Annotated in this window: 9 protein-coding genes and 1 pseudogene; 3 read left to right on the top strand and 7 right to left on the bottom strand. The window is 63.7% G+C overall.

Annotated features, from left to right (window positions below; all coding sequences use genetic code 11):
- Positions 1–39 precede the first annotated feature (39 nt).
- The 4 genes and pseudogenes from ssuD to tauA all read right to left on the bottom strand — a co-directional run bounded on the left by ssuD (position 40) and on the right by tauA (position 3,934).
- Positions 40–1,194: an FMNH2-dependent alkanesulfonate monooxygenase gene (gene ssuD, locus LGH82_RS28340; RefSeq protein WP_227345866.1), complete on the bottom strand. Its 1,155-nt coding sequence runs from the start codon at positions 1,192–1,194 to the stop codon at positions 40–42.
- Between the two features lie 42 nt (positions 1,195–1,236).
- Positions 1,237–2,080: pseudogene (locus LGH82_RS28335) on the bottom strand (ABC transporter permease subunit).
- A complete protein-coding gene (locus LGH82_RS28330; RefSeq protein WP_227345865.1) occupies positions 2,077–2,871 on the bottom strand; it encodes a taurine ABC transporter ATP-binding protein in 795 nt (264 codons plus the stop codon). The pseudogene LGH82_RS28335 and the gene LGH82_RS28330 overlap by 4 nt, the downstream one beginning before the upstream one ends.
- A gap of 55 nt (positions 2,872–2,926) precedes the next feature.
- Positions 2,927–3,934 (bottom strand): taurine ABC transporter substrate-binding protein, encoded by a 1,008-nt coding sequence (gene tauA, locus LGH82_RS28325; RefSeq protein WP_227345864.1) that lies wholly within the window; start codon positions 3,932–3,934, stop codon positions 2,927–2,929.
- 920 nt (positions 3,935–4,854) lie between these two features.
- Between tauA and LGH82_RS28320 the strand changes: the two genes are divergently transcribed.
- The gene (locus tag LGH82_RS28320) at positions 4,855–5,652 is read left to right on the top strand and encodes a WecB/TagA/CpsF family glycosyltransferase (RefSeq protein WP_227345863.1); all 798 of its coding nucleotides are present in this window, start codon (positions 4,855–4,857) and stop codon (positions 5,650–5,652) included.
- On the top strand, positions 5,649–6,860 hold the full coding sequence (locus LGH82_RS28315) for an FAD-dependent oxidoreductase (protein ID WP_227345862.1): 1,212 nt from the start codon (positions 5,649–5,651) through the stop codon (positions 6,858–6,860). The genes LGH82_RS28320 and LGH82_RS28315 overlap by 4 nt, the downstream gene beginning before the upstream one ends.
- A 36-nt stretch (positions 6,861–6,896) precedes the next feature.
- On the opposite strand, the gene LGH82_RS28310 is transcribed toward LGH82_RS28315, so the two are convergent.
- Positions 6,897–8,051, bottom strand: coding sequence for a GNAT family N-acetyltransferase (locus tag LGH82_RS28310; RefSeq protein ID WP_227345861.1), 1,155 nt, complete (start codon positions 8,049–8,051; stop codon positions 6,897–6,899).
- Positions 8,052–8,437: 386 nt separating this feature from the next.
- Here LGH82_RS28310 and LGH82_RS28305 point away from each other — a divergent pair, with 386 nt between their 5' ends.
- On the top strand, positions 8,438–9,829 hold the full coding sequence (locus LGH82_RS28305) for a hypothetical protein (RefSeq protein WP_227345860.1): 1,392 nt from the start codon (positions 8,438–8,440) through the stop codon (positions 9,827–9,829).
- Here the strand turns inward: LGH82_RS28305 and LGH82_RS28300 are convergent.
- The gene (locus LGH82_RS28300) at positions 9,818–10,912 is read right to left on the bottom strand and encodes a glycosyltransferase family 4 protein (RefSeq protein WP_227345859.1); all 1,095 of its coding nucleotides are present in this window, start codon (positions 10,910–10,912) and stop codon (positions 9,818–9,820) included. The genes LGH82_RS28305 and LGH82_RS28300 overlap by 12 nt on opposite strands.
- Positions 10,909–12,303 (bottom strand): lipopolysaccharide biosynthesis protein, encoded by a 1,395-nt coding sequence (locus LGH82_RS28295; RefSeq protein WP_227345858.1) that lies wholly within the window; start codon positions 12,301–12,303, stop codon positions 10,909–10,911. The genes LGH82_RS28300 and LGH82_RS28295 overlap by 4 nt, the downstream gene beginning before the upstream one ends.
- Positions 12,304–12,439 lie beyond the last annotated feature (136 nt).

Here is a 12,439-nt window from a genome sequence, read left to right as displayed (position 1 = left end):
CGGGGTGACCGAAGCGGGTCATCCGACCCATGGCCGCAATCAGCTAGCGCTCGCCGCGGCAACCTTCGGGCGCACGCCGCGTCCGAACTCGACGTCCCAGCCGCGCTCCGCCGGGGGGGCCTCGCCGCTCAGCCCGAGTTTGGGGAACAGCAGTTCGGCGACGTTGAACGCCTCTTCCAGATGCGGATAGCCCGACGCGATGATGGTCTCGATGCCTATTTCCTGATACTCGCGAATGCGCGCGGCGACATTGTCGGGATTGCCGACCAGCGCCGTTCCCGCGCCGCCACGCACCAGCCCTGGCCCTGCCCACAGGTTCGGACCGACGACCAGTCGGTCGCGCCGGCCCTGGTGAAGCGCCGACATGCGCTTCTGCCCGACGGATTCCGAGATGTTGACAAACCCGTTCTGGGCTTCGGCGATCACATCGTCGGTGACGTGGCTGATCAACCGGTCGGCGGCGGCCCAGGCCTCGTCCTCCGTTTCGCGCACGATCAGGTGAATGCGAAGGCCGAAGCGGATCGTCCGGCCCTGCGCGGCCGCGGCCTTTCGGACGCGATCGATCTTCTCGGCAAGCTGGTCCACCGGTTCGCCCCAGCTCAGATAGGCGTCGACATGCTTGGCGGCGATCGCGATGCCGGCATCGGAAGAGCCGCCGAACCAGAGCGGCGGATGCGGATGCTGCACCGGCGGGAAGGAAATGTCGGTACCATGGGCGGAAAGATACTTGCCCTCGAAATCCGCCGGCTCGCCCGAAAGTATCCGCCGCCAGATGGTCAGGAACTCGTCGGTCTGCGCATAGCGTTCGTCATGGCTGAGCTTGTTGCCGTCGCCGGCAAGGTCGGCCGGATCGGCACCGGTGACGACATTGAGCAGGACACGGCCACCGGAAATGCGGTCGAGCGTGGCCGCATGACGCGCGAACAGCGCCGGCGTTCCACTGCCCGGCCGAAGCGCCACGAGGAACTTCAGCCGTTCGGTGAGCGGGATCAGCCCTGCCGCCACGATCCAGGCGTCCTCGCACCGCGTTCCGGTGGGCAGGAGCACGCCCTTGAAGCCGAGCCGGTCGGCGGCCTGGGCGATCTCCTTGAGATATCCGAAGGTTGCCGGGCGGTGCCGCTCATCCGTGCCGAGATACGGTCCATCGCCATGAGTCGGCAGATACCAGTAGAGATCGAGCGGGTTGCTGGACATCGGGTTGTTCCTTCAGCGATTGCGAAGTGTGTCGGGCAAGCGTCAGATCTTGCCCTTCCAGGGGATGAGCCGATGCTCCAGCCAGCGCATGCCGCTGGTGAAGGCGAAGGCAAGAATGGCGATGACGATCAGGCCGACGAAGACGACGTCGGTGGCGAGGAAATTGGCCGCTGACATGATCATGTAGCCAAGGCCCGACTGGGCCGCGATCAACTCGGCCGCGACCAGCGTCGACAATCCCGCGCCGATGGCGATCTTCAGGCCGGTCATGATTTCCGGCAGTGCGGACGGCAGGATGATGCTCGTGAACAGTTGCAGGCGGCTGGCGCCAAGCGACAGCGCGGCATTGATGCGTTCAACCGGCACGGAGCGGACGCCGGCCTGAGCGGCAAAGCAGATCGGGGCAAAGGTCGACAGCGACAGGAGCACGACCTTGGAGGTCTCGCCGATACCCAGCCAGATGATCAGCAGCGGCAGGTAAGCCAAGGGCGGCAGGCTAGAGATCGATCGGAACGGTGAAGATGCCCTTGACCCAGCGATTGAGCCCCATCAGCAAGCCGAGCGGAATGCCCAGGAAAATACCGACGCCGAGCGCCGCGGCGATGCGGCCGAGGCTGGCCAGCGTGTGCTCGAGCAGCGTGCCATTGGCATAGCCGTCGACCCAGACGGCGCTGAACTGGGTCAGCACCTCGGCCGGCGACGGCAGGAACAGCGGCGACGCCCATTCGAAATGCGCGGCGAGGAACCACAACGCAATCAGCGCGGCCAGCGTGACCAGGCTGATGCCGAGCGTGCTTGTCGACGCGGACCGGCGCGGCTTGGGAGACGGCGAGCGCTTGGCTGTCGAAGACGAAAAAGAGGTTCCCGAATTGGCGGCGAGCGTCATTGCAAGGTTCCTGTGCGGGTGCCTTCCGGCTGGTGGATGAGCGAGCGGATTTCCTGGCGCAGTTCGATGAAACGCGGGTGCGACTGGATCGGTCCGATGTCGCCGCTGTCAGCGAACTCGCGCACGAAGTCGGCGTCGAACCGGGCAACGATACGGCCTGGCCGGGGCGACATCACAACGATGGTCGTGCCGAGCGTGAGGGCTTCCTCGATGGAATGGGTGATGAACAGTATCTGCTTGCCGGTCTTGGCCCAGACCGACGCCAGCAGCTGCTGCATCGTCTCGCGCGTCAAGCTGTCGAGGGCGCCGAACGGCTCGTCCATCAAGAGGATCTTTGGATCGGTGGCCAGCGCCCGCGCGATGCCGACGCGCTGGCGCATGCCGCCGGACAGTTCGTAGGGCGGCTTTTCGGCGAAATCGGCGAGTCCGACCAGTTCCAGCAGGCGCCTTGACCGCTCATGGCGTTCGCCGCGGGGCACGCCTCCGTATTTCAGGCCGAGCGCAACATTGTCCAGCACGTTGGCCCAGGGCAGCAAGGTGTCCTTCTGGAACACGACGCCACGATCGCCGCCGGGCGCGACGATCTCCTTTCCATCCAGCGTGATCGAGCCTTCGCTAAGCGCCAGGAAGCCGGCGATCGCGTTGAGCAATGTCGACTTGCCGCATCCGGAAGCACCGACCGCGACGACGATGGAATCGGGAGCGATGTCCAGCGAGACGTGATCGAGCGCGTGCACCTCCTGGCCGTCCGAGGCTGGAAAGGTGACGCTGGCATCGCGGATTCGAAGCATGGTGGCCTCCAGGCTGGCTGGATTTCCCCAGCCAGCCGAGTTTCTTTCAGGGATTTCAGTTCGAGGCCTTGGCGGCATCCGCATATTGCGGATCGGCGGCTGAGGCGTAGCTGTCCTTGATGGTGGTGATCTTCTTCTGATCCTTCAGGAAGCCCGCGGTGTCCTTGAGGATTTTCGCAACGGCGCTCTTGTCGCCACCGCCCAGCCATTTGTCGGACGCCTGTTCGTCAAGCGGCGGAACCACCGTCGTCTTCAACTGCTCCGAATTCTCGGCCGCCGTGCCGCCCTGCAATTTCGCGATCGCCTTGGCGTTCTCGGACTCCGGCCCCCAGGTGGCGGGGTTGCTCAGGTAGGACGTGGTGTAGCCGTCGATCAGCCGGACGTACTGGCCGAGGAAGTCGGGATTGGCCTTGGCGAACTTGCCGGTCACGACCAGCGCGCTGAAGGTCGGCGCGCCGCGATCGGCGACCTGGCCGGCGGTGAGCAGGACCTTGCCGTTCTTCTTCAGTTCAGAAAGCGCCGGATCCCAGACGAAGGCGCCATCGATGTCGCCGCGCTTCCAGGCCGCGACGATCTCGGGCTGCGGAATGGCGATGACCTGGGTTTCCTTCTCGGAAATGCCTTCCTGCTTGAGCACGGCGAGAAGCTGGTAATGATCGGTCGAGACGGGTGCGGCGGCGAGCTTCTTGCCGCGCAAATCGGCCGGCGACTTGATATCGGGCCGCACCACCAGCGCCTCGCCGTCACGCGAGACCGAGGAGATGTAGAACGCCTTCACGTCGATGCCCTTGCTGACGGCGGCGGCGAACGGGCTCGATCCGACATCGCCGATCTGGACGTCGCCGGAGGCGATTGCGGCGAAAATGTCGGCGCCGGAATTGAAGCGGCGGAATTCGATGTTCCAGCCGGTCTTCTTGGCAAGATCACCATTGGCGATGCCCAGATTATAAGGGTTGGCGCCGGTCTGGTAGGCGATGACGACTTTCTTGTCGTCGGCATGCGCGACGGCGGATGTGGCGGCGAGCGTAAGCCCGACAAGGGCTGCGGAAATCAGTTTTCGCATGGGATCCTAATCCTTCTGAACAGAGGGCACAGCCTCGATTGCCAGCCCAGATCGAGGGGCCGAGGATTAAAGTCCACTAATGTTATAGACTTAGACAGAAATGAAATTCCGAAAACGGGCGCATGATTGAAAAAGAAACCGGGCCGGGCGTCACCCTGCGACATGCACGCGCAAAATGCGCGGTGCCCACGGCCTTGAGGGCTGCCGGACGAAGCGGACATTAGCCGGCACGCGGACCGTGCCGGATGCAGTTCCACCCGACGCCGGCGGTCACACCGCACGAGCGAGACTTGACGGTCGCCTTCCACCCCTCCCGGGATATTCGGATTGAGGCTTCCCGGCTCATTGTTGGGAAGGATTTCATCTCCCTCGATTTTTCGAATATTTCTGCGTCGACGGCATACCCACAGTTCAACCTGCCTGCTTTGTTTCGACAACTGGAGATATGCATACGGATGCTTTCCGATGGATCACGAATTGTTCGCTAGAGGTCGACGACGCGCTGATTGACCTGAGGATCTCTGCGATTTTCCCAGCCAACTCGCGGGCGAAATCGACGATGAAATATTGCGGCCCAAGGGCACGGCCGGCACGCGGATCATGCCGGAGATACTGTTTTCTCCAGCTTTTTCAATAATATGGCAGCCACCCCCCACTTCAAGAGGTTCGCATCCGTTACATTTTTAAGAAAAATGTGTGTATTAACTAAATATTAACATACCGCTTAACTTTCTGGGATTTTTACTTAAGGTACTTGAAAATAAGGCAATTCTTCAATGCGCGCACCTTTAGAAGATTCACCAGAAGATGAGGCCGCGATCGGCGGATCGAGTCCACCGGGGCAAAGCGTGAAGTCTGCAGCTCATGACACCTTCGTCTATCCGCGTTCACATCGTCAGGCTCCGGCGGGGCGCGGAAGCATGACGGGTGCCCAGCAAGACGTTGCCCCCTTCGAGGAAAGCCTTCCCGCCTTGCCGACCGTGATGCTTGGCGGGCTGCCGATCACCGTGATCGACCGGCGGAGCGCTGCCCTCCTGATGATGGCGGCGGCACGGGGGCACCTCGCCGGCAGCCGTCCCTACTATTTCACCTCCGCCAATGGCGATGTCATTGCCCAGGCGCGCGCCGATGTGGAAATCTCCGCGCTTTTCCGTACCGCCGACCAGATCTTCGCCGACGGCCAGCCACTCGTTTTTGCTTCGCGCCTGTTGTGCAACGTGCATCTCCCGGAGCGGGTGGCCACGACTGACCTCTTCCACGATGTGGCCAATCTCGCCGAAGACGAAGGCACAACCTTCTACCTGTTTGGATCGACGGAAGCCGAAAACAGCAAGGCTGTCGCGGCAATCAGGGCCAAATACCCTCGCCTGCGCATTGCCGGTCATTGCCACGGCTATCTTTCCGGCGAAGCGCTTGAAAGGAAGCTCGACGAAATCAACGCACTCGCGCCGGGCATATTGTGGTTGGGCCTCGGCGTTCCCAGGGAGCAGATATTTGTTCGTGACTTCGCCTCGCGGCTTTCGAATGTCGGGGTGATCAAGACGTCGGGCGGGCTTTTCGACCATCTTGCCGGCAAGGTTCGGCGCGCGCCGCTCTGGCTGCAGAAGGCCGGTTTCGAGTGGCTATGGCGCATGGCGATGGAGCCGCGCAGGCTTTTCTGGCGCTATTTCACCACCAGCCCCAAGGCGATCTACGCCATATTGAGGTATTCCAGATGACCCCCCGTTCGCTGCCCGCGGGTACAGACACCGAGATCGCCATCGTCGGCGGAGGGCTTTCCGGCACCATCGCGGCGACCGTGCTCGGACGCGCCGGCTATCGCGTCACGCTGATCGACCGCTACCCGGTCTTCCCACGCGAATTCCGCGTCGAGAAGATCGCCGGCGACCAGATCGAAAAGCTGCGCCGGCTCGGCCTTCTGGACAGGCTTTCCGCATCCGCCGTCGCCTTCGATGAAATCGTCAACATCCGCAGGGGGCGCGTCCTCGACCGCTCGCACGCCCAGCACTACGGAATCTTCTACGATGACCTCGTCAACGCAATGCGGGCCGAACTGCCCGAAACCGTGCGCTTCATCGCGGGCCGGGTAAACGGGCTGGAGGCGGGTGCCGACCGCCAGCGAGTGTCGATCCTCGGACAGGACGCCGTGACGGCACGACTGCTGGTGCTCGCCACCGGGATGGGCGATATCCTGAAGCGCGATCTCGGCATCGAGCGCAGGTTCGTTCACCAGCGGCAGTCAATGACCTTTGGCTTCAATCTACGCCCCGTGGGAGCAAGCGCCTTCAGGCACCCTGCCCTCACCTACTACGGCGAACGGATCACTGACGGTATCGACTATTTGAGCCTGTTCCCCGCCGCCGACGTCACGCGCGCCAATCTTTTCGTGTTCCGTGAACATGGCGATCCATGGGTGAAGGCCCTGCGTGATCAGCCCAGGGAAACGCTGATCAAGACGCTTCCGGGGCTCATCAAGGCATTCGGTGATTTCGAAATCATCGACAAGATCGAAAGCTGGCTCACCGATATCACGGTTGCGGAGAATTGCGTCCGCGACGGCGCCGTCCTCATTGGCGATGCCTACCAGACATCGTGCCCGGCCGCCGGGACGGGCGTCAGCCGGTTGCTCACCGACGTCGAGCGCCTGGCAATCCACGTGCCGCAATGGCTGGCCTCGCCCGGCATGGCCGCCGCGAAGATCGCGACCTTCTACGGAGACCCGGTAAAGCAGGCGATGGATGCACACGGGCTGCATCTGGCGCAATTTCGCCGCAGCCTGACCATCGACAACGACCTGCGCTGGCGCGCGCGCCGGCAACTTCACTTCAGCCGACGCCGCATAATATACGGGATGGACACCATAAGCCCCGGCTTGGTCGCCAGGCTGCGTGGCCTGAGGAGACCGGCCGCCGAACCCGCGACCTGATCGCGCAACGACGCCGTTCAACCAGTCTTGTCGATTTCAGGACCCGGCCGCCTCATCGGTGGGCACGGGCGACGCCGCCATGCGGCCGGGCTTGGCCTTCTTTCCATGCGACCCGAGCACGCGCCGCGCCAAGGCCTTGGCCGCCGGCAATTTCTCCACGGTCATGTGCGCGGCGTAGCCGAGCGGGCTGCCGGCGCGAAAAATCTGCCACATGGGCGAAGGCCGGCCGCCAAAGATGCGCTTGTAGGGTTCGTCACCAATGGTGAAGTCAAGCGAATGATCGCCGCGCTCGATGCAGTCGCGGGCGATCTGCTCGAACATCAGGCTGCCGATCGACTGCTTCCTGTAGCCGGCCTCGTCGAAGCCACCGAGAATGACGAGAAGCGCACCCCGATGTTCGAGGCCGAGCGCGCCTGCGATTGGCCGGTCGTCCATCCAGAACGTGTAGGTGCGGGCGAAACCACCGCATCCTTCGTTGGCCACGGCCAGATAGAAGTCGAAATAGGAAGACGACTGCAACAGGTCGGCGGGCCCGTCGCTGCCGTCGAAGCGCTTGCCACGATAGACCTTGAGCGCGTCGAAGGTCGTGCGGATGTCGGCGGCGCTGGCCGCGCACTCAAACCGCGCGCTTCCCATCCGGCCGAGCTGCCGGGTCTTCTTGTCCAGTTCCTTGCGGTAGGACTGGTCGAGCTGGTGCTCCCGCCAGGCGGCGAATGTCGGCTCCAGCGTGCCGGAATATGCGCTCATGCCCATGCCCTGCCGCTTGTCGATGCCGAACAGGCGCTCGATCGGCAGTGAATCGTCGGCCAGCTTGCCTATGCGCAGCAGGTCATAGGGTTTCAGATGCCCGCGGATGGCGGCGATCGCGCCTCTGTCCGCCAGGATATCGGACAAGGTCACCGCATCGGCGACCGGCGACACATAGTCGGAAACGCGCATGTCGGCGAATTCCACGACCTTCAGCAGCGTGTACCGGCGCCTGACCAGCGGCAGGACCATCGCAAGTTTCCCCCCCGGGCCGTTGCGCACGACGATGATCAGCGGCGTGGCGCCGCCTTGCCGTACGAGCCTTTCGTACAGCTGCGTCAGCCATATGGGGTGCTGGAATGCGGTCGCCGCCGAATTGGCGAAGAGCTCAACATATTCCTTCGATCGGAAATCGAACGAATCTTCGACAGTGACTTCAAACATGTGATCCGAACCGGCCGGATTGGGGGCCTGATCTATCGACGATGTCTTGCGGTCCGCGTCAAGATGAATCGCAAGGATTGTTGTAATCTTGGTGTATGCAAGACGTCGGCCGTGGGTAGCAGTCCTGTTGTGAGTTGAGCCGGCTGGCGCCGGTTCGGGATGGCGCTGGCAAAAGTTTCCCCCAGAAATGCTCGGATGGACTTCGAGTGTAACCCCAAGGTAAGTTTTTTCAGCCAAGTCATTTCTTTTCAAGGGCCTGGAACGCGAGCAACAATACCACCGCGAACGGGAACGACATGCTGCCGATCGACGTCATTGTTCCACGATCGAACCCCCGCCAGTGGCAAAGCATCGCCATAGAACGACTTCGCGCGGATGGTCACGATGTGGCTGTGCTGCATCAGCCCGGGTCGGAACGCTGGCCAATTGCCGCCAACGCCGCCTTTGCGCTCGAACAGCGCCTCTTTCGGCGGCACCATCCCAATCTGGGCGCCCCGCTGCGCGAGATCCAGGCACGGTCCGCCAGCCGCCCGGCCGCGCTGAGGCTGGACCTTGCCGGCAATGCGGCCACGTCGGAGGTGCCGACTGTCGGCCTTCTCTTCGACGGATCCCGCTCCGATCTCGCGGCGGCGATTGCCGTGGCCGCCGGAAGATTGCCGGTGATCGAGGCCGTCCTCGACGGCAAGACGGTCGTCGGCCGCGCACGGCCGATGGTGGACAAGCGGGAATCCGCTGCACTCGGCACCGAGGACGTGCTCGCCCGCGCCATCACCCTGGTGGTCTCGGTCGCCAGGGCGTTTGCCGAAGGCCGGCTCTCCAAGGGCGAGCGGATGCCTGACGCCCCGGCTCGCGGTGAAGCCGCCGCGACGCGGTTCGCCTCCGCCTATCTGGGCTCGGCACTGCCACGCCTCGGCCAGGAGGTCATCCGGCGCGCTCGCTTTCGTCATGCGCATTGGCGCGTCGGCTACCGCTTCACCGACGCGCCAGGCGTGGCGGAAACCGGCAGGCTCGGAAGCGGCTGGTCGGTTCTGCCCGACCCGGGCGACCATTTCTACGCGGATCCCTTTCCATTCCGGTGGCATGGCCGGTCCTTCCTCTTCGTCGAGGATTATCCTCATGCGACCGGCAAGGCCGTGATTTCCGTTGTCCCGTTTGACGCTGGCGGCGTTCCCGGACAGCCGCGCGTCGTGCTGGAGGAGCCGCATCACCTCTCCTACCCGCAGGTGTTCGAGCGCGATGGCGCGATCTGGATGCTTCCGGAGGCAAGCGGCAGCCGCAGGCTCACCCTCTACCGCGCTGAGGATTTCCCGAACCGGTGGGTTGCCGAGACCGTATTGGTCGAAGGCGAGATTTCCGATGCCACGCTGCTGGAGCATGGAGGACTGCTCTGGCTGTTCGCCACCGATCGCGATGGCCATGGCAGCACGTCCGACACGCTGGTGGTTTTCTCAGCTCCGGCACTCGCCGGCCCGTGGAAAGCGCATCCGATGAATCCGATCCTGATCGACCATCGCATGGCGCGTCCGGGCGGCGCTTTCGCACGCGACGCGAAGGGCCGCCTCTTCCTCCCGGTCCAGGACGGAACGCTCGGCTATGGCGGCGGGCTCGGGCTGTCCGAGCTGTTCGAACTCGACCAGCGGACGGTACGGCTTTCGGCGCCCCGCCTGATCGACACGGAGGGCGACTGGCCCTACCCGAAGATCCACACGCTCAACCGCTCGGGCGGGCTGGAAGTGATTGACGGGATAGTGGCGGTGCGCAAACGCTCAGGAAACTAATAGTCTCTCGTAGCCGGCGCACATCTTTGCCAGCGAATATTTGTCCCTGAGCCGGCGGCCCGCCGCCGAAAGCCTGGCCATGGCTTCCGGCCTGTCGATCATCTCGGCCAGCCCCTTGGCCATGCCCTTGGCATCGGCCTCGACGAAGATCGCCGCGGGCTCGCCGTCCTCGGTCGTCAGCACCTCCCGCATGACGGGAAGGTTGCCCGTCACCACCGGCAAACCGGAAATCGCGGCTTCCACGCAGGCAAGGCCGAAGGTCTCCATCATCGACGGAAACGCGTAGGCATCTCCCGCCGCAAGGAATTCGAAAATGCGCGTTGGAGGAACCTCGCCGACCAGATGCAATCGGTCCGCCACGCCTCGGCTTTCGGCGAAGGCGACCAGCGTGTCCTGCTCCGGCCCAATACCGGCGAGCGCGACATGGATGTCGGGCAGGTGTTCGAGCGCGCCGACGAGCGCGATCTGGTTCTTCGTCTGCGTCAGCCGGCCGGACGAGACGGCGAGCCAGACATTCCCGGGCAGACCGAAGGCGGCACGCGCCGCTGACTTGTCGAATTCTCCGGACGGCGCGGGAACCCCGTGGTCAATGCGCCGGATGCGCCGCCGATAGGCCCGCGGATAATGATCGAATTGCTGTTCGGTCCAGGCCGAGTTGACGACATTCGTCTCGTAGAGGCCGACCACGCCCATCAGCTTGTCGACCTGCGAGAGCAGTCCCATGACCCCGCTGGTATGGGGTTGGCCGCTCTGGTTGGCGACGATGTGCCTGACCCCGGCCAGCCGCGCGCCGATCGTGCCGAAGATGTTGCCGTAATGCTGATAGGTGATGACAGCGTCGGGGCGCGCCTTGCGCAGATAGCGCGCAAGGCCGATGGCTGCCCGGATCTGCCCCGGCAATCCGCCGGGACGTTCGGTCAGGATGAAATCCGCTGTTATGTCGTGGTCGAAGGCGTCGGTCTTGCGGTACATGAAGACGGTGCGCACATCGTGACCGCGCGCCCGCAATCCCTCGCCAACCATGTCGGACACGCGCTGCGCGCCAGCTGCCTCCGCCTGGGTCTGGACCTGGACGACCTTCACGTGCGGCCTCGCAGCACCACGCGCGGAAAATGTGTGCCGCGCCCCATCGTGAAGCCGAAGATGGATGGGTTTATGCCTATCCTGCGCCGCGCGATCGACACGGCAGTAGCGGTCCAGGCAATAACCGTCGCGGCGATGCTCACCGCCGCGCCTACGGGGCCGAAATAATAGGTCGTCACGGCCGTAGCCGCGAGACCCAGGACATTGACGATGACTAGCAGCTTGAGCAGCGCATGCTGCAGGCCAGTCAATTGGAGCAGGATTTCGATCGGGCCGCAGGCGGTGCCGAACGCCGCGCCGATGCCGAAGATGACGAGCGTCGCGCGCATCGTGGGCGTGTCATAGGCCGGATTGAAGATGGACAGGATAAAGCCGCCGAACATCCAGAACGTCAGCGCGACACAGAGCGCGATTGCAAAGCCGCCAAGCGCGGCGAGGCTGGTGATGCGCTGAACATGCGCCCTGTCGCCACTGTAGAAGGCGCTCGATATCTGCGGCGCAAGCGCCTGATTGATGCCGTTGAGCGCAAGGGTCACGAACCGCGTGGTGCGATCCGCCACGAAGATCGCGCCAGCTGGCGCCGGCCCCAGAATGGCGGCGACGAGCAATGTGCTGACCTGGCCGAGCGCCGGCGGCAGCGAGGTGACGCCCCACAGGCCAAGCGTAACGGTCTTGAATTCCCTCTTCTGCTCCCGCGTAAGCGGGCCTCGATCAGCGCGCGCCGTGTCGCGCATCAGAAGCACGGTTTGCGGAATGACCGAAAGGATGAGCAGCCAGGCCGTCAGATGCGTCGCCGTGACCGCCCCCATCTCGACATGCAGGAAGTGGCACACGACGACGGCGGCGATCGTCAACGCACGCCATATGATGTCACGCGGCAGCAGACCGAATATCAGCGCGTTCTTGGCCCGGAAGGCGCCCGACGTGAATTCCGACCAGCCGAGCGCGAAGGACAGAACAGCGGCCGCCAAGCACAGCGAGAACCATTCCGGTGTTCCCCTGCCGATGAAGGGCAGGAATCCGACCAGGAAGATGAGCAGGCTGGAGACGGCGAGGCCGGCCAGCGCCACGAAAATGGCGCGAGCCATCAGGCCATGCGCCGAATTATGGTCGTTGAGCCCGACATATTGTGGCCAGAACCGCAATACGGTGCTCTGCTGGCCGACCGAGGCGAAGAAGGACACCAGGCTGGCGCCGGCAAAGGTTGCGCTGAAAAGGCCGAACTGCCTTTCGTCCATCACCATCGCCACGGCCACGAACATGAGGAAGGACAGGCCGGCGCTGGCGAGCTTGATGACCCCGGCGACCGCGCCGCTCCTGGCGAGCGCCCCTATGGACATGCGCATGCCCGCGCCGGAGCTGGCGCTCCCGGCGGCTTTGCGATTGTCCATGTCTTGATCCAAAGCCGGCTCCCATCGCGATCGGCTACGGCCATACCCCCGCAGTAGGCGACCCGACGCTGAAACCTGTCCCTAAATAGAACAAAACCCGTTAATTGCGCCAGCACGAACGCTTCGCATGGTTACC

Origin of the sequence: Mesorhizobium sp. PAMC28654, from assembly GCF_020616515.1 — a bacterium.
GTDB lineage: Bacteria > Pseudomonadota > Alphaproteobacteria > Rhizobiales > Rhizobiaceae > Mesorhizobium.
This window is presented reverse-complemented; position numbering and strand designations above follow the sequence as displayed.

Coding starts and splice junctions, on each gene's coding strand:
- ssuD (WP_227345866.1), bottom strand. CDS start 1,194: ATGTCCAGCAACCCGCTCGATCTCTACTGGTATCTGCCGACTCATGGC.
- LGH82_RS28330 (WP_227345865.1), bottom strand. CDS start 2,871: ATGCTTCGAATCCGCGATGCCAGCGTCACCTTTCCAGCCTCGGACGGC.
- tauA (WP_227345864.1), bottom strand. CDS start 3,934: ATGCGAAAACTGATTTCCGCAGCCCTTGTCGGGCTTACGCTCGCCGCC.
- LGH82_RS28320 (WP_227345863.1), top strand. CDS start 4,855: ATGACGGGTGCCCAGCAAGACGTTGCCCCCTTCGAGGAAAGCCTTCCC.
- LGH82_RS28315 (WP_227345862.1), top strand. CDS start 5,649: ATGACCCCCCGTTCGCTGCCCGCGGGTACAGACACCGAGATCGCCATC.
- LGH82_RS28310 (WP_227345861.1), bottom strand. CDS start 8,051: ATGTTTGAAGTCACTGTCGAAGATTCGTTCGATTTCCGATCGAAGGAA.
- LGH82_RS28295 (WP_227345858.1), bottom strand. CDS start 12,303: ATGGACAATCGCAAAGCCGCCGGGAGCGCCAGCTCCGGCGCGGGCATG.